Origin of the sequence: Sporosarcina luteola, assembly GCF_023715245.1 — a bacterium.
GTDB classification, from domain to species: Bacteria; Bacillota; Bacilli; order Bacillales_A; family Planococcaceae; genus Sporosarcina; species Sporosarcina luteola_C.
In genome coordinates this window covers 95685-113913 of record NZ_JAMBNV010000004.1, presented here as the reverse complement: position 1 = coordinate 113913, position 18229 = coordinate 95685, and the positions used below count along the sequence as shown (strand labels likewise).

Here is an 18229-nt window from a genome sequence, read left to right as displayed (position 1 = left end):
ATGTATTTCGATTACCGGAAGACAGTTTAACCTTTGGAGCGTTATAGGTACATCTCGTAAGCGCCCTGTATTTTGTGTGGGGAGGAATTCACATGGTAGAAGGAAAAGTTTTATTTATAACAGGAGCTGCACAAGGGATCGGCTTTGAAGTTGCCCAAGAGTTTTCTAAAGCAGGCGCTAAAGTTGTACTTTCAGATATTAATGGGGAAAAAGTGAAGGATGCTGCCCAAAGACTGAGTGGAGATGCGATTGGTATTAAGTGTGATGTCACGTCCGAAGCAGATCTGGAAAAGGCGATCAATGAAGCAATTACTTATTATGGAAGAATTGATATTCTCATTAATAATGCTGGGATGCAGCATGTTGCGATGCTCGAGGATTTTCCGACGGAGCGATTTGAATTGCTTGTGAAGATTATGCTGACAGCTCCATTTATCGCAACGAAACTCGTATTGCCGCATATGAGGGAGAATGGATTTGGACGTATCTTGAATATGGCTTCCATTAATGGACTTGTCGGCTTTGCGGGAAAAGCTGCGTATAACTCAGCCAAGCATGGTGTAATCGGGTTGACGAAAGTCGCGGCTCTCGAAACGGCAGCGGATGGGATTACGGTAAACGCAATCTGTCCTGGCTATGTTGACACGCCATTAGTGCGCAATCAGTTCCAAGATTTAGCGACGACACGCAATGTTCCACTCGAATCCGTACTGGAGGAAATCATTTATCCATTAGTGCCTCAGAAGCGGCTGTTAGATGTTAAGGAAGTTGCCGATTTAGCACTGTTCCTTTCGAGCGATGCAGCGAAAGGCATGACAGGTCAAGCGGTCGTGCTGGACGGCGGATATACGGTGCATTAACGAGTAACCTAGCAAATTGGAGGGTTACTTCACTTCTGACTGTAGACAAACACAAGAGATTTTGGTGTTTGCCTATAGTCTTTTTTCTATTAAAATAGTGTTGAAACTAAACAAAGTTGATTTCCGCTGCGGTCGGACGCTTTCCGCGGGCACGGCTTCAGCCAATCGAACAACGTAGGGTTCGATTAGCCGTATTTCTGCGTTCCTTGCAGAAATTAAGGCAGCATCCACATCCTGCTCGCAACGCTTCGCTTGTGCTCGCAAAAGCCGTTCTTCGTAACGGCTTTCGCAGGAGTCGCCGACCTCCACTCCAATCAACGGTGTCTTTTATAAAATAAATGAGGTAATGGATATGCATATGATGACGAAAAATCAAATCAATGAAGGTGAACAGTTGGAAATGCTGACTATAGAGCAGTTAGTTCCACAAGACCATCTGGTTCGTAAATTGGATGCTGCGATTGATTTCTCCTTATCTATCCATTAGTCGAATAAGCTGGCCAGCTGGACATGGAGAATGCCAATCATGGCGTAACATGAACCAAAATCGGAAAAAATCCAAGACACTTTTCTGTCAACACTCTGAAGTAACCTCTCAATGTAGAGAGGTTACTATTTAGGTCATCTATAGGAACTTAATCGGCAATTAACTAATTTGGCCACAAACAAAATGGCAGGGGAAATATAAATGGATGTCCGATTTTCGCTAACACCGAACCGTTGAGTTATTAATTGATTGGACAATTGTTTGTATGAGGTTTTCAACCATATATGGTTTATATTTGATGTATTTATTGATTGTAAGTAGCTTCGTTGATTGGAGTGGAAGGCGGCGACTCCTGCGGGACAAGCGTGTCCAGGTGAGACCCCGCAAGGCGCGAAGCGACGAGGAGGCTCACGGACCGCCCGCGGAAAGCGTCCGCCTGAAGCAGAAATCAACACTGTATTGTTTATCAGAGCCTATAAAATAAGGCTAACGATGAAAATCATTTTTTGCTGATATTATGGACAGTCCCTTTACTATTATAGATTGGATCAGGCTTTTTCAGTCTGCTTACTAGCCTTTACCTGTTCCATTAAATAATCGACGAAAGCGTCGTCCCGTACAAGCCATGCTTCGTACTTTCTTTTAAGGAAACGCTCCGCTTCCTCAAAGCTAGTAAAGGTCTGTTCCACCTTTATGTCATTTTGCTTAATTACCCATGTTTGATCGTTTTCCGGGTAGAGGAAAAAGCTATCGTCCATTCGGTTTTTATAGAGGGAACCGAAGGAAGAATGTTTCAAGTTGTATCGATTTCGCCGCGCATCTTCCCTTAAAGGTTCTAAGTGGAACGTGTCCAAAACAAACTGTTGAAAAGCCTCGGTAGTCAAAGAGCATCCAGAAGCTTTTGCATGTCCGCCTCCACCGAATTGACCGGCCACTTCGGATACATCAACATGCTCATGGATTGTTCGGAAACCGGCTCGTTTCCCCCCGATATTCAGGATTACAATGTAATCAAGATGCGGGTATTCTTTGCCAAGTTCATTGCCTAGCTCTGAATGATAGGATTCCGCATAGACGATTCCCGCAAAGTGTTCACCTGTTTCCGTTTGTACAAGTTCTCTTCTCTTCCGACGAATATAGCGTTCGATTTTATCTTCTTCCATATCAAGTAGCTTCTTTTCGAATTCATCAAAGTTAAAATGTTCATCCGAAGAGAGTCGACTGATCATCTTGTCTTCAAATTCCTCAATAGTCATAAGAAAGAAGAGGGCATTGAGACGTTGTGCACTCTGATTATTATTCTTCTCCCATTCCCATGTATCATACTGCCTGACGAGCTCGACAAATTCGGCAATAGATTCAGACGGTTCCATGTGTTCATGTGTCACAAGGTATTCATATAATAGGGAGGTCGCCGAAGTTAACTTTTCTTCCTCATCCTCGACTTCGACATGCCCCCACTCATACTCATTAAAGTGAAGCGCTGTCTTATGGTGATCAATCAATTGAACCTTTCCACCGTCTTGATAAAACCTCTCAAGTCTATTCTCATTTTCTTCATTTACAGACAAATCGGTAATGAACAAGAATGTTTCCTTATCCCCATTTTCCAGAAACCATTCTACTTCCCGATTAAGACCGGAAATGGAATTGTAGCGTACTTTGACCTGCTTCCCAAAAGCCATCTTCGCTAAAATTCCGCAACCAACGCCGTCCAAATCATTATGAGACAACAATTTATACATATCCATCACTCCTCGAACGACAGTATAGTCAATTTACGCGGGTGACAGTCCCATCTTCGGATCATTCTCAATAAAAAAACCCCCCGTTTACCGGGGGCTTGTAACCTCTGCGTTTACACCAAGCTTATCAAGAACAAATGCGTAGCATTCCGCAGCTTCCTTCAAATGGTTGAAGCGGCCAGACTTGCCGAAATGGCCGGCACCCATATTCGTTTTCAGTACAACGACGTTGTCATCGGTTTTTAACGCTCTCAGGCGTGCAACCCACTTGGCCGGTTCCCAGTAACCGACACGTGGATCGTTTATGCCGGTTGTAATGTACATATGAGGATAGTCTTTCGCTTCCACATTGTCATAAGGACTGTAGGACTTCATATAGAAGTAATCCTCGCGATTTTGTGGATTGCCCCATTCATCCCACTCCAGCGTAGTCAGGGGAATGGTCGTATCGAGCATCGTCGTCACGACGTCGACGAATGGAACGGCAGGGACGACTGCCTTGAACAAATTTCCGGCCAAGTTTGCCACTGCGCCAACGAGCAAGCCTCCCGCACTGCCTCCGCGGGCCGCCATTTGGTTTGGAGTTGTGTAACCCTGCTCGATAAGATGCTTCGCTGCAGCAATAAAATCTGTGAACGTATTTCGTTTATGCTCCATCTTTCCATCTTCATACCAACTCCGTCCCATTTCGGAACCGCCACGCACTTGCGCTGTGACAAATATGATACCCTTGTCCAAAAGCGGGAGACGATACGGATCGAAATGCGGATCGCTGTTTGCTCCATATGAGCCATATCCATAAAGAATCAATGGTGCAGGCCCTTCATCGAGCGTATCTTCCCGATAGACGACGGTCATAGGCACGTTGACGCCATCCTCGGCGACTGCCCATAATTGCTCTTGACGATAGCTTGAACGGTCATATTCTCCGCTGACGGGAGCCGCTTGCAATTTATGCTTCACTCCGGTTGACAGATTCAGTCCATATGTCGTTTTTGGCGTAAGCAGCGACTCATATTGAAGCAACACTTCAGTCGTCTCGTAGCTCTGGTCGGATAAAACCGATACAGTATAGAGCGATTCATCCCATTCAATCGGATTCAACTCGCCGTCCTGTAATACCCAGATCTGCGTCAAACCGTTCTCCCGGCCGGAGACAAGAAGCTTATCACGAAACGGATACACACCTTGAAGATAGCGATTTTCGCTATACGCAATGACATTCACCCGTGACCTGATGTCGTTGAGTGGACAGCGGAGCAGTTGAAAGTTCAGCGCATTTTCGTTTGTCAGTATGAGCAGGTCATCGCCCCAATGCTCCACATCATAGAGAATCCCATCACGCCGCGCATCCAGTAGTTGCAAAGGGGATGACGGGGCATCTGCATCCAACATGCGAATTTCGCTTGACGTTTTCGAATGTGAATAAACAAAAATAAACTTCCCGCTTTGCGATTTAGACACGTAGAGCGTAAATGTCTCGTCTTTTTCTTCATAGACAAGCTCATCACTCTTCACGTCACTACCTAATCGATGCCTCCATAATCTGCAAGGGCGTTGATTCTCATCAACAGTAATGTAAAAAATATAGTCGCCACAACGGCTCCATTCCATACTTCCATATAAAAATACATCCGAAATCCGGTCTGGCAGAAGTTCGCCAGTTTCGATGTCCTTTATATGGATAGTATAACGATCGGTGCCATCACGGTTCTCTAAAAAGGCCAGACGGTTATGATCGGTACTCATACGCTGCACCGTCACGCTTAAATAGTCACTGTCCTCGGCCAATTCATTCAGATCGAGCACCACTTCCTCCGATGCCTCATCTACTAGTTCTCGGCTTGCCGCCTGCTTGCGTGCATAGATCGGGTATTGCTTGTCCTTTTCCAAACGTGAATAATAGAAGTAGTGTCCATTCTGTACAGGCACTTTCACTTCGGAATCGGGAACACGGTCAACCATGCTTTGATAAATCTGGTCGGTTTGTTCTGCCAAAGGCCGCATGACGTCATCGAAATACTGATTTTCTTCTTCTAAATAATTGATGACCTCGGGGTTATTGCGATCCTTCAGCCAATAATAGTCGTCTTCGCGTACATCGCCATGCAATTCATGGGGATGGGGAATCCGTTTTGCTATAGGTGGTTTCATACTATTTCCTCCTCTCCTTATAAATAGTAGTTTCGTGATAATTACAGAAATACCTCTTTTAAAATGAAGCGTGACGGATTCGTAACAAACATGTGGGTCATTGCATATTTTAGGCTAATGAGATTTCCTTGCAGACAACCGCCCCCGTCAACTTGGGAGTCGCGGGGGCGTTCGGTGTAGAGAACTGCTTATTCTCTTGGCCTTATAGAATGTCCAGTTGTACGATTAATGCCAAGAGGATTTGTAGCAATAGCTGCAAGGAAATCGCTACATCGGTGTCTTCCGTAGTTACTTCGATATCACGGGAGTTGACGATGATCAGTCTTTGGCGGTTGGTCTGCCGGATCTGTGCTCGTTCCAGTAATTCAGCTGTCACTCGTTCCGCCCTCGTACCATCAGCAATCGAGATGTTAACAACAATCGCGATGGCTACTTGGAGCGCTGCTTGCAGGGACACGGCAACTTGCGTGTCAGTCGTTCTGACAGTGACATCGCAAGAGTCGCGGATGACAATTAATTCGTTGGAAAGCTGTTCGATATCAGTATCCAATTCCGCGTCTGCACCCGTATTCTCTCTATCATTCCTGCAATGAGCGATTGGGTGCCTTGAATCAGCATCTAATGCAGACCATCTGTCTCTGTCTCTGTCTCTATCCCGGTCTCTATCTCTATCCCGGTCTCTGTCTTTGTCTCTATCCCGGTCTCTGTCTCTATCCCGGTCTCTGTCTTTGTCTCTGCATCTGTCTTTGTCTCTGTCCCGGTCTCTGTCTCTATCCCGATCTCGATCTCTGTCTCTGCATTTGTCTCGATCTTTGTCTCTATCTCTGTCTCGATCTCGATCTCTGTCTCTGCATCTGTCATCTTCACGTGAATAATATTCATAGTCATAGTCATTGTCATAGTCCATTATTCTTCCCTCCTCTCTCTTTCTATTACATGTGCGGGAAAGTTCTTGAGTTGGACAAATTATCTATTCCTGTTCATTTTTTTTATTTTTGCTTCTGCTGTTTCTTCTTCATGAATGCTTCTCGTAGCGGATGAGGCGCCTGTCCGTCTGTTTTTTCCTGTGTATCGGTTACTTTCCGAACGGCTTTCGATTCCAAAAAGCCCTCTACTTGAGTTTTTAGCTGTTCAACTGTCTGCTTCAAGCCTTCACGTTGCTCATCTGTCATGCGTTGTTTTGCTCCATCGACATTGATTTTGTGTTTGGAGAATACATCAGCTACAAACAGCTCCATCAACTGGCTCGACAATCCATATAATTGTTCGCGGTTATTTTTGTCTTCCACTCAAATCACCTCCTTTTGCACTTACAAATATGTATACTCGCGCAAACCCACTTCAGCAGGGCATCTATACATATAACAGGAAAAAAACCGTAAGGATCAAGAGGTAGAACCACTTATATAATAAAAAGGAAGAACATGCCCTTGAAACGGGAAATGTTCTTCCTTTTCATTGATTCTGATTGTTGGTACCTGTACCAATGAATTCCAAGGAGAGGCCAGAAAGTCAAAAATTCATTGGTTAAAGTGCACAAAGGTTTGGCTGAATTAGTGATTATCGTAAAAACCTTATGCACAGTACATAGCGAGGCCTTGTGCATTTTGGTCACTAGACATAAAGACCTTAGCTATAAAGCTATGTATAATAAGTGATGCAAGATGAAAAAGTTTTAGTAGGAAAGTATTTATCAGCCAAAATAAACTAAATGCAGTTGAAAATACAGCATTGAAAGGGGCAGTTGATATGACTGTAATAAATGAAGCTATCGACTCAAAAGCAATTCAGGTTGAACAAAACTCGACGTTGGATGAATCACTGCATCCGAAAACCGAGCAGGATAGGACCGTCAAGCCAAAAGACTATGTCTTCATGTGGATCGGTGACGGGGTTAACTTAGGGAATATGACGTTGGGAGCCAGCGTAATTGTCGCGGGAGCAGCAACATTGAACATCTTCCAAACAATCCTGGCAGCTCTGATCTCCATAGGGATCATTTCAACTATCTTCGCATTGAATGACCGACTTGGTTATCGGGAAGGTATTCCGTACGTTGTACAGCTTAGAATGTCCTTCGGGATTAAAGGGAAAGTCATTTCGTCGTTATTGCGCGGTGTACCTGCCATCGTCTGGTACGGTATTCAAAGCTGGATAGGCGGTACTGCGTTGAATGAAATAATGAAAATCGTTACAAACGGAGCATTTAATAATGTTGTCATCTGTTTCATCGGACTTCAATTGTTCCAGATTGTCCTTTCGCTCTTCGGTTTCCATGCAATTAAATGGGTGGAAACAGTTGCATCGGTCGTTTTCATGGCAGCGCTCGTCTATGTGTTTGGAATCCTTATGACTTCACATACAACTCAGATTGCTGAAACGTGGGTACAAGCTAAAGGATCATGGGGCTTGCCGTTCTTCGGACTCATCATGGTCTTCTTGGGGAACTACGCAGGAATATTCGTAAGTGCTGCAGACTATTCTCGTGAGCTGAAAACTGGTTTGAGTGATAAGAAGCGTGGAGCATTATACTTTATTCCAATAACAATTTCATACGGTTTTGTTATTGTCATCGGTGCAATGTTGGCAGCTGCAACAGGTGTAACGAACCCTGCACAAGCACTTCCAATCATACTCAATAATGATTATGTTTCTGTGTTCGTATCAGCCTTTATCGTCGTAGCAGTCATTGCAACAAACATGGTGGCGAACATCATTCCGCCGGCATATGTCATTACATTGCTGACAAAATTGAAATATAAAGCATCTGTAACGATTACAGGATTGCTTGCTTTAGGTGCATTTCCTTGGTTGCTTATCCAAGAGTCATCGGCTACAGGTTTGAATATGTTCATCCTAATCTATTCAGCATTTTTAGGACCTGTTATCTCCATCCTTCTCGTAGATTATTATATTTTACGAAAACAGAAAGTGGATATGACTGACCTGTATAATGACGAAGGATCATTTTCGGGATATAATCCAGCAGGGTTGATTGCTATGTTCATCGGTGCAGCCGCTGCATTCATAGAGGTTGAGCTTGCATGGATTATCGGTTTAGTAGTAGCTGGTACAGCTTACTACCTTCTATCGAAATATGCATTTAAAAATTCAAGCTTCAAAAAAGGAACCATTTTCGAGAAATAATGAATTGTACAAATTGCCTCATGGAGAATCCAACTTCGTGAGGCAATTATTTTGTTCATCTTGCACAAGTAGTTATCTAAAGTGTCTATTATTCACCCCCGACTTATCCACTGTATCTAATAAAACATCATTCTTTTGTTTAAGTGACCTAAAGAAGTATATCAATATAGGTTGTATAATGAGGTTGTCCACTACTAAGTGTAGATGTGAAGCTTGTTGGGGGATAACAATGTTTACGAACATTGATGATGAACCTCATTATAGTAAAGGTTTCGATTACTAGTGGTAAATTTTTGAGGAGGGGTTTTTTTGACTCTTTTTGATAGAGAAAAAATGAAGAATGCTGGATATAGTGAAGATGTATTGCCCACAAAAGTAGAAGAACGAAAATGGGGTATAAGCAATTTCCTGACGGTCTGGATGGGTTCGGTTCATAACATTCCAAACTATATTGCCATTGGTGCTCTTTTTGCTTTGGGATTGTCGGTCGGCCAAGTGTTTACTGCAATTATGGCTGCCTCCATTGTCATAGCATCGATGCTTGTTCTAAATGGCCATGCAGGATCAAAATATGGATTGCCGTTTGCGATGTTGCTGCGTTTATCTTACGGCCCGAAAGGCGCAATGATTCCGGGTGTGTTAAGAGGAGTCATTTCTGCAATTATGTGGTTCGGGTTTCAAACGTACGCAGGAAGCCAAGCATTATCAATTTTAATTGGTAAGCTTTGGCCGACGTATTTGACATTAGGTGGAGATTGGAACCTTCTAGGGTTATCTTTGCCAGCGTTGATATCGTTTTTACTGTTCTGGTTATTGAACATTGCTTTAATTTATGGAGGAATGGCTTTCCTAGGGAAGTTTACAAATATCCTCTCGCCGCTTGTGTACATTGTTTTTGGAGGAATGGCAATTTGGGCCATTAACTTAGCTGGAGGAATCGGTCCTATTCTTTCGTATACAGGTACAGGAGTTCCAGGAAATAAAGTAGTTATTTTCTTCGCGGCTGTAACGGCAGTCGTTGCAGCATGGGCAGCACCGATTGTTAACGCTTCAGATTTCACGAAGCTTGCAAAATCGACGAAGACGCAAGCGATAGGACAAACTGTCGGCCTTGTTGTAACGTATTTACTATTCGCTGTTGCAAGTATCGCCATCATTGTCGGATCTGAAATCGCTTTTGGAACACCGATATGGAACGTATTGGATGTTGTAGCTCGTTTTGACGGGACATTTGCAATCGCTATTTCCGTTCTAACACTTTGCTTAACAACTTTATCTGTTAACGTAACTGGAAATATTGTACCGGCTGGTTACCAACTAGCATCTTTATTCCCTAAGACACTCACATTCAAATCGGGTGCAATTATTGCAGCAATAACTGGAATTCTCGTTATGCCTTGGAAGCTGATGGAAAATGCAACAAGTATTTTCACTTTCTTAAACATTATTGGCGGGATCCTAGCTCCAGTTACTGGAATCATGCTAGCCCAGTATTTCCTAATTTCAAAAACTAAAATTGATTTGAATGCTTTATATGACGCGGAAAAGGGAAAGTATCATTATACAAAAGGATTCAATGTAAATGCGATAATTACAACGATAATTGCAGGTGTGATTTGTTTGATCGGAAACGTCGTACCTGTCCTCAAACCGCTTTATGATATGTCTTGGTTTGTAGGAATCATTGCAGCATTTATTCTCTACACGGCGCTTGAATCGACTTATTCAAAAGGTGCTTTGACGCGAAAAGCTCCAGAGTTATCTAAAGAGAATAGGTAATTCCATATATGGCGAAACTGATGTTTGGTGTGAAGTTGGCGGTAAAAAATCATTGATAACTGAGAGGGGAAATTCAAATGGCATTCGATTTAGTTATTAAAGGTGGAAAAGTGGTTTTACGTGATGGTGTTTATAACGTTGACTTAGGAATCAAGGATGAAAAGATTTCATGCATCGCCGAGAATATTACGGATGATGCTAAGGAAGTTATTGACGCGTCCGGCCAATATGTCATGCCTGGAATGATTGATACGCATGTACACATCAGCGAACCTGGACGTGCGGAGTGGGAAGGATTCGAAACAGGATCGAAATCACTGGCTGCAGGAGGCACAACAAGCTACGTGGAAATGCCGTTGAATGCCCTGCCGGCAACAACGAACAAAGCAGCGTTGGATCTTAAGTTGGAAGCGGCGATTGACCAGAACTACGTCGACTACGCGTTTTACGGTGGACTCGTCCCTGGAAACGTGGATAAGCTGAAGGAAATGTCGGACGCTGGCGTTCTTGCATTTAAATGCTTCCTATCCGATATTACAAGTGACATTCCGGATGATTTCGTAAATGTGGATGACTACACTTTGTATAAAGGCATGCAAAAGTTGGCTGAATTGGATCAGATCCTATGCATCCACGCGGAAAACGGATCAGTACCGTCTGGCCTTGCAAAGGAATTTGCAAGGGAAGGCAAAAACTCCGGAGTCGAATATGCGGAATCCCGTCCGATTTTCACAGAAGTGGAAGCGGTTCAACGTGCGATTCTTTTCGCTAAAGAAACAGGCTGTAAATTGCACCTAGTTCATATCAGCACTTCAGAGGCTATCCAGGTGATCTTAAAAGCGCGTGAAGAAGGCGTCGATGTAACAGTTGAATCTTGCCCTCACTATTTCGCATTCACTGCCGATCAAGTCGATGAAATTGGTCCTAAGGCAAAATGTCAGCCTCCAATCAGAAAAGCGGAAGACCAAGCAAGACTATGGGACGAGCTTTTGGCTGGGAATATCGACTGGCTGACGTCTGACCACTCGCCTTGTACGGAAGACTTGAAGCAAGGAACGATTTGGGAAGCATGGGGCGGAATTAGCGGCGCGCAAAACAACGTCGACCTCATGTTTGACTTGGCTGTGAAACAGCGCGGACTTCCGGTTCATGAGTTCGTTAAATTGATTTCAACAAACCCGTCTGAGCGTTTCAACATTGCCCATAAAGGTGAAATCGCAGTATCCAAAGATGCGGACATCATTTTAGTCGACCCGAACCAATCGTACACAGTGAAGAGGGAAGATCTTTACTACAAAAACAAACATAGTGCATACGAAGGCAGAAAAATCGACTGCCGCGTAACAAAAACAATCGTTCGCGGACATGTCGTATTCGACCTAGAAGAAGGCATTGTCGGAGAACCTGTCGGCAAGTTGATTGCTGCCAATAACTAATTCATTCATACCTTTGCCGTTGTCCAATCCGGCAATGGCAAAGGTAAATTTGTGTTTGGAGGAATGAAAGATGACTACATACGATTTGATTATTAAAAACGGTAAGATTGTTACAGCTGAATCCGTTATCCAAGGTGATATTGCTGTTAAAGACGGTAAGATCCAAGAAGTTGGCCAAGCGCTGCAAGGCACGGCTGATCGAGTGATCGATGCAGAAGGGAAACACGTATTACCAGGATTGATTGACACGCATGTCCACTTCAATGAACCGGGTAGAACGGAATGGGAAGGAATTGCAACAGGAAGCCGAAGCTTAGCTGCCGGCGGAGCGACTTCTTTCTTCGATATGCCGTTGAACAGTACTCCTCCGACGATCAATAAAGAGAACCTGGACTTGAAAAAGGCTTGCGCAGATGAAAAATCAATCGTCAATCCATATTTCTGGGGCGGCCTTGTTCCAGAAAATATTGCTGACCTGAAAGATCTTCATGACAATGGAGTAATCGGATTCAAAGCTTTCATGTCTCCGAGTGGTATCGCTGATTTCAATCATGTGGACGATGTAACGATTTTCAAGGGAATGAAAGAAATTGCATCTCTTGGCTCATTACTTGCAGTTCACGCTGAAAGTACAGTCATTTGTGATCAGCTTGCCGAAGAAAAGCAAAAACAAGGTAAAACCACAGCAAGAGATTTTGTCGAGTCAAGACCGATCATCTCTGAAATCGAAGCGGTCAGAAGAATTATCTCTTATGCAGAAGCAACAGGTTGTAAATTGCATGTTGTCCATGCGAGCAGCAGGAAAGTCGTCGAAGTCATTCAGGAGGCAAAAGACAGAGGCGTAGACATTACAGTTGAAACTTGCCCGCATTATTTAGCTTTGAATGTACAAGACTTTGAAGCAAAAGGCGGCTTGGCAAAATGCTGTCCTCCGTTACGCGATCAAGACGAAGTCGAAGATCTATGGGCTGCTGTCGCTAACGGCGAAATTAATGTCATCGCATCAGACCATTCACCGGCTCCGGCATCTATGAAAACAATAACAGACAACTATTTTGAAGGTTGGGGCGGAATTTCAGGAGCTCAGTCGACATTGAACATCATGTTGACGGAAGGCTATTTCAAACGCAATCTTCCATTGGAGAAGATTGTAGAATTGACTGCAACGAACCCTGCTAAACTATTTGGCCTTACGAATAAAGGGGTACTAGAAGCTGGCTATGATGCGGATATCGCGATTGTTGACTTGAATGAAAGCTTTGAGCTGAAGAATGAAGATCTCTTCTACCGTCACCAACATTCACCATACGTAGGCATGACATTCAAAGGAAAAGTTAAAACGACTATCGTCAATGGAGAAGTAGTCTTCGAGAACGATAAAATCGTCTCTGAGAAAACAACTGTTATTCAATAAAAACAAAAAACCAAAGCCCTTTCGAACCGGGCTTTGGTTTTTATTCATTTTCTTTTAAAAGTGATCCGATCATTAACGCTACACGTATGCGCAATGAGTGCGCCGGATCGCGGAAAGAGCAATTCAGTATCTCTTCCGCCTTCTCAATACGGTATTTGACAGTATTTCGATGAATGTACAAGCGGCGTGACGTCTCCGAAATCTCACACTGGGAATCCAAATACACTTGAATCGTTTTGACCAGTTCCTGATTTTCCTTGGTCTTCGGATGAGCGAGAGATTTCAATGTATTTTCATACAATGCTTTTAAATCTTTTTCAGGAATCGTGTTCAATAAATCCTCAAGCTCTTTCATTTTATAGAAATTGATGAACCCGAGCATATTCATATCATATCCGCTCATAATTGCTTCACAAGCTTCTGCATAAGCGGTTGTAATATCCTTAATGGACTGAACCGTATTGCTGACACCGAAGGAGATCGAATAATCACCTTGTAAGTTTTCTTGACATTTCTCGACGAATTCGTTTACTTCTGATGGGTCAACTTCATCAGCGTATTGCAAGATCATAACGTAGTACTTTTCCTTCGTAAATAAAATGCCGTCCAGTTCGCTATGAACGATTTCATCTTCGAGCTGATCATAAATACTATTGTATAGTTCTCCAGCCTTTTTCTCGTACAACTGTAGGTCTTCGTAATTCTGCCCTTTTTGGTCTACAGTACAAATGATGCAAATATTATTCAAGTTCTCGTTTAAGCCGTAATAATTGGCACGGCTTAAAATTTCTTCATCAGAATGAATTCGATTCTCAATCAAGTCGTCAAAGAAATTATTTTTGAGGAGCCTTGAGTTTTCTTCGATCGCCTGCTCCTTGATAATCGTAAACGTAATAACGTTACCGGCCTGTTCAATTGCCATTTGTGAAGATGGGTAAGGCAAAGTCATTGAATCGACAATGACAAGCATGCTCGGATGCTGCCGTTTTGTTTGAACAGGAAAAGTGGAAATGGATTGATGTTCCCTTGAAGGAATCGTAAAGGTACTTCCTTCCCGGGCAGAAGTTAAGTCTGCTTTCACTATATCGATGATTTCCTGTTCGGCCACCTTCATGGAATCCATCCGGAAATCGTGACTATGCGCGATTTTCTCTCCCCTGTGGTTCAGTAGGAGGGTAGGGCGGGATAAAAAATGCCCCAATTGCTCGATAAGCGCAGTTAAGCTATAGCCTTTGATCATCATGTCGGAAAATTCTTTTTGGACATGCAACGCATAATAGAGTTGTTCCGATTCAGCATCATTTAAATAATTCAAGATATGACGGGAAACTTCACCTAGTGTATGCTTCGTTGGCAAATCAATGATTGGAAATGCCAGGTCATCGGCGAGCAGTTTCACCTCACGGGGCAATTCTTTGAAGAATCGGTTGATCTTAATGGCAAGACCCGAACAGTTCAGCTCATGCATCTGTTTAATCAATTCGCAGAATTTCTCAGGGTCATCCTTGAATGCATATCCCGTCGTAAGAAGGAGGTGGTTTTCCGCCAAGAAATTGATGATGTCCGGCGTGTCGGATATATTTACAAACTGCACATTTCTTGTAAGACCGCGATGGCCCGCAAGTACAATGCTTTCTTTCATGCCTTCCAATATAAATAAATCGTTTATTGTTTTCATTAGCATAACCTCTTTTATAGAATTCCCAACTAGACTATTACACATACGTACCACTCTTTATTGTACGTTAAAAGTAAACAAAAATCAAGCGTGTTTTTGTTCATAGTAGACAATGAAATTTCCAGCGAATAGATGTAAACTAGAATAGATATAGGCGAAAAATAAGGGAATACTATACGTTTCGGATAGAATTCATTCATGGGGTGAGGAAATGGTTGATTCGACAAATGTAAACTCAAATCGTCATAGAGGTGCGTTTGTTTTGAAGGCCATCGCAGCGAGCGATGAAGTTTCCCGTATCTTGAAGGCAAACCCGAACGGACATGTCCATAGTGTTTTTACTACTAGTTTCAATTTAGCCTTCGGTGGGCATCTTGTCCATGTTGGCGCATTGGGGAATGGCCTCGCACCATTCGGAATCGGTTTGGAACAAGCGGGTGCCCATCTGCTGACTACTTTGCTTGCTGTCGATTTGGAAGCTGTGTGGGATGAAGAATCAATGTCAGTGCTGTTCCCGAAAGGAATTACGCTTTCGTTAGGCGATGCAAAATGGACAGATCATAAAATACAGCCTTTCATTTACAATCGTACTACTCTTGAGGATAACTTCATGTTTTTAGCGAATCGGCTTCTTCAAGATGATTGGAATACTGGTTTAGCTGAAACGACGGAAGAGAAAAAACGAATCATCCAATATATAGTCGACCCTACTTCATCCATAGATGAAATTCCTGTCCTGGACAAATTGAATGACTTGAAAAATCTTGTTATGCATCATGAGTTGGACGAGAAAAAAGTCTTCGACTATTGGATTGGCAGGGGACTAGGGCTTACGCCGAGCGGAGATGACGTCATTACCGGAATTTGTGCAGTGCTATCGTCGCTGGAAGGGACAGACCAAACGTTTCTGCGGAAGTTGAAACCCTATCTGAATGAATATGGTCAAAAACGGACGACGTACGTCGCTCTGGAATACCTTCTCTATGCAACAGAAAACGAATTCCATTCCCATCTCCTGCAGTTATGTTATGTTTTAGATAAACCCCGCGGGGCTGATTTTTTGAAAGCCCTTGAAGAGATGAAGGAAATTGGTCATACGTCAGGTGCAGATACAGTAGTAGGCATGTTACTCGGCATGAAAGCTGCCGTTATTCATAAAAAAGAAAGGTGATTGTTATCAAGGAGTTATTAAAATCAAGTAACTGGATTTCGGGCTTACAGTGGCTCTTTTTTATTTTCACGAATATTGTAGTCATCCCGATCACTGTCGGGGCAGCATTTGATCTCTCTCCGGAGACAATTGTTAATATGCTTCAGCTTTCCTTTATCGTTACAGGTCTGGCCTGTATTATCCAAGCGTTTTTTGGGCATAAACGTGCCATCATGGAAGGGCAATCTGGCCTTTGGTGGGGTGTCATTCTCACGCTTTGTACGACAGCTGCGGCTCAGGGGATGCCATTGCATATTTTAGGGGGCAGCTTGACGGTTGGTATTATTATTGTCTCGATCATTACTTTCTTGATCGGAGTAACAGGGCTCGGACCTCAGATAGCCAAGTTATTCACTCCTGCAGTGATGGGTGTATTTATGTTCTTGTTCGGCTGTCAATTGATCGGGATCTTTTTAAAGGGGATGCTCGGTATACCTTTTGGCAACCAGGCTGTAAACCCGCATATTGACTTGTCCGTTTCACTATTAGCGATTGTCATTGCGATTCTGATCATCGTTATTAGTGTGAAGGCTCCTTCAAGTGTTAGGCGATATGGTTTGCTGATCGGGATTATCGTCGGTTGGATTGTTTATGCGCTCATATTCAAGCCGGAAAGCACAATAAGCGGAACAACAAAATTCACCCTTGAATTATTCCCATTAGGGAAGCCTGCATGGGACGTCGGAATTATCATTACGACTATTTTAGCGGGTTTATTGAACACTGCGAATACGTTTGGCGCATTAAAAGGTACGGAAAGCATGTATGAGGTGGAAACGACAAAGAGAGAATACAGGGCATCATTCACCATTACAGGTGTATTCACACTCATTGCAGGTATATTTGGTCTTGTTCCAAACTCGCCATTCGTTTCATCTATCGGTTTCTTGAGCCAAACAGGGATCATTAAAAGGATTCCGTTTGTTCTTGGTGGATTCATGTTCCTGATCATGGGACTTATTCCGCCACTCGGCCACTTTTTCTCACAGCTTCCGTTAAGCATCGGTAGTGCTGCGTTGTTTGTTTCTTATTTGCTTCTGCTGAATTCTTCTTTGAATTTCTTCAAGCAAGTTGAATTTAATACGGTCAACGTTTATCGTTCAGCAATTCCGTTGTTCGTAGGTGTTGTCATTATGACTCTTCCGGCAACTTATTTTGTTACGATTCCAGGCGTGATCCGTCCATTGCTAAGCAGTGGGTTGCTAGTGGGAATCATTCTAGCCCTTCTGTTGGAGAACCTCTTCAAATGGGATACGTACGGCGTGGAAGTAAAGACGGAACAAAAGGAAACAGTAGATTCTCTTCCCGATAGAGCCATTAGTAAATCAGAATGATGAATAGGAATAAAGAAAAGGGCTCGAGAATATTCTCTCAGCCCTTTTCATTTATTTCAGTTGATTGGTTAAGAAAGTGATCACTTCGTTAAATGCATTTTGTACGATCGGGCTTTGCCAGTCTTCGTCAAACTGATGCTTCCCATCCGGAATAGTGATCAGTTTATGATCAACTCCGTTTTGTTGTAAACCTTCAGCCATCAAGACGGATTGCTCATACGGGACATCCTCGTCCTTCGTTCCGTGGAGGAGAAGGGTAGGCGGGTAGTCAGGCTGGATGTTGAACAGTGGACAGTACTTCGAAAGCTCGTCTTTTGCCAAGACTGGAATAAGTCCGCTTACTTCCTCGATCCAAACACCATGCTGCCTCGCGTGCATGTAGATGGCGTAACGCTTTTCAATCGGGCCTACCGAAATGATTTCATCAGAAACTAGCATTTTGGCCAAATCCCTGGGTACAGTTGTCATTGCAGAATAGTGGGGGCTCGGCTTTACCGCCCAATCTCCGGTGATATCGCCATAACCGTAGAAGGAAACGATTGCTTTCGGCTTGTTCCGGAATGTACCCGTCAGAAGTGCGAGATATCCGCCCGCTGAACTTCCGATAACAGCGATATTCGTCGGGTCATAGTCAAACTGCTTGATCCCTTCTTGTTCGATCCAGTCGAGGGCGTCTGTAATATCTTCTTGAATCGCAGGCAGTTTTGACTCTGGCGCTAACCGGTAATCGATTGAAAAGATGTTGAAACCTGCTTGGCGATAAAAATCAATCTGTTCTTTCTTCATATCTTCACGGGATCCCCATAGAAGTCCGCCGCCGTGTATATAGACAATCACTGGGCGGGACGATTCTGCAGCTGGGTAAAAGTCCGCTTTCAACTCGAAGTTATCCTTCAGTTTATAAATGATTGTTGTTTTTGACATGACGTCACGCTCTTTCCTTTGTTAGATATGCTTTCGTTAGTATTGTATAATAAGAGGAATA

The 18229-nt window shown here is 43.3% G+C and carries 15 protein-coding genes; 8 read left to right on the top strand and 7 right to left on the bottom strand.

Annotation, left to right across the window (positions count from 1 at the left end; all coding sequences use genetic code 11):
* Positions 1–92: 92 nt before the first annotated feature.
* Together M3152_RS15750 and M3152_RS18035 are read left to right on the top strand one after the other, a co-directional pair.
* A complete protein-coding gene (locus M3152_RS15750) occupies positions 93–860 on the top strand; it encodes a 3-hydroxybutyrate dehydrogenase (protein WP_251696567.1) in 768 nt (255 codons plus the stop codon).
* Between the two features lie 361 nt (positions 861–1221).
* Complete coding sequence (locus tag M3152_RS18035; RefSeq protein WP_262177869.1) at positions 1222–1347, top strand: hypothetical protein; 126 nt, start codon at positions 1222–1224, stop codon at positions 1345–1347.
* A 548-nt stretch (positions 1348–1895) separates the two neighbouring features.
* Here M3152_RS18035 and M3152_RS15745 read toward each other — a convergent pair.
* The 5 genes from M3152_RS15745 to M3152_RS15725 form a co-directional block, all read right to left on the bottom strand.
* Positions 1896–3092: a DHH family phosphoesterase gene (locus tag M3152_RS15745; protein WP_251696566.1), complete on the bottom strand. Its 1197-nt coding sequence runs from the start codon at positions 3090–3092 to the stop codon at positions 1896–1898.
* Between the two features lie 87 nt (positions 3093–3179).
* Positions 3180–5246, bottom strand: a complete 2067-nt coding sequence (locus M3152_RS15740; protein ID WP_251696565.1) for a S9 family peptidase — start codon at positions 5244–5246, stop codon at positions 3180–3182.
* Between the two features lie 202 nt (positions 5247–5448).
* The gene (locus tag M3152_RS15735) at positions 5449–5796 is read right to left on the bottom strand and encodes a spore coat protein (RefSeq protein WP_251696561.1); all 348 of its coding nucleotides are present in this window, start codon (positions 5794–5796) and stop codon (positions 5449–5451) included.
* 68 nt (positions 5797–5864) lie between these two features.
* Positions 5865–6146 carry a hypothetical protein gene (locus M3152_RS15730; protein WP_251696559.1) on the bottom strand — a complete coding sequence of 94 codons (282 nt, stop codon included), beginning with the start codon at positions 6144–6146 and terminating at the stop codon, positions 5865–5867.
* Positions 6147–6235: 89 nt separating this feature from the next.
* A complete protein-coding gene (locus M3152_RS15725; protein ID WP_251696557.1) occupies positions 6236–6535 on the bottom strand; it encodes a hypothetical protein in 300 nt (99 codons plus the stop codon).
* 460 nt (positions 6536–6995) lie between these two features.
* Here M3152_RS15725 and M3152_RS15720 point away from each other — a divergent pair, with 460 nt between their 5' ends.
* The 4 genes from M3152_RS15720 (at position 6996) to M3152_RS15705 (ending at position 13022) form a co-directional block, all read left to right on the top strand.
* On the top strand, positions 6996–8393 hold the full coding sequence (locus M3152_RS15720) for an NCS1 family transporter (protein WP_251696556.1): 1398 nt from the start codon (positions 6996–6998) through the stop codon (positions 8391–8393).
* Between the two features lie 309 nt (positions 8394–8702).
* The gene (allW, locus tag M3152_RS15715; protein WP_251696554.1) at positions 8703–10172 is read left to right on the top strand and encodes an allantoin permease; all 1470 of its coding nucleotides are present in this window, start codon (positions 8703–8705) and stop codon (positions 10170–10172) included.
* A gap of 77 nt (positions 10173–10249) precedes the next feature.
* Positions 10250–11608, top strand: a complete 1359-nt coding sequence (allB, locus tag M3152_RS15710) for an allantoinase AllB (protein ID WP_251696552.1) — start codon at positions 10250–10252, stop codon at positions 11606–11608.
* A 70-nt stretch (positions 11609–11678) separates the two neighbouring features.
* Positions 11679–13022, top strand: coding sequence for an allantoinase (locus M3152_RS15705; RefSeq protein WP_251696550.1), 1344 nt, complete (start codon positions 11679–11681; stop codon positions 13020–13022).
* 40 nt (positions 13023–13062) lie between these two features.
* Here the strand turns inward: M3152_RS15705 and M3152_RS15700 are convergent, their stop codons facing one another.
* On the bottom strand, positions 13063–14700 hold the full coding sequence (locus M3152_RS15700; protein WP_251696549.1) for a PucR family transcriptional regulator: 1638 nt from the start codon (positions 14698–14700) through the stop codon (positions 13063–13065).
* 211 nt (positions 14701–14911) lie between these two features.
* Here M3152_RS15700 and M3152_RS15695 point away from each other — a divergent pair, with 211 nt between their 5' ends.
* Both M3152_RS15695 and M3152_RS15690 read left to right on the top strand, forming a co-directional pair.
* Positions 14912–15871 carry a DUF2877 domain-containing protein gene (locus M3152_RS15695; RefSeq protein ID WP_251696547.1) on the top strand — a complete coding sequence of 320 codons (960 nt, stop codon included), beginning with the start codon at positions 14912–14914 and terminating at the stop codon, positions 15869–15871.
* Positions 15868–17244 (top strand): uracil/xanthine transporter, encoded by a 1377-nt coding sequence (locus M3152_RS15690; RefSeq protein ID WP_251696545.1) that lies wholly within the window; start codon positions 15868–15870, stop codon positions 17242–17244. Before M3152_RS15695 ends, M3152_RS15690 begins: the two co-directional genes overlap by 4 nt.
* A gap of 51 nt (positions 17245–17295) precedes the next feature.
* On the opposite strand, the gene M3152_RS15685 is transcribed toward M3152_RS15690, so the two are convergent.
* A complete protein-coding gene (locus M3152_RS15685) occupies positions 17296–18168 on the bottom strand; it encodes an alpha/beta hydrolase (RefSeq protein ID WP_251696543.1) in 873 nt (290 codons plus the stop codon).
* Between the last annotated feature and the right edge of the window lie 61 nt (positions 18169–18229).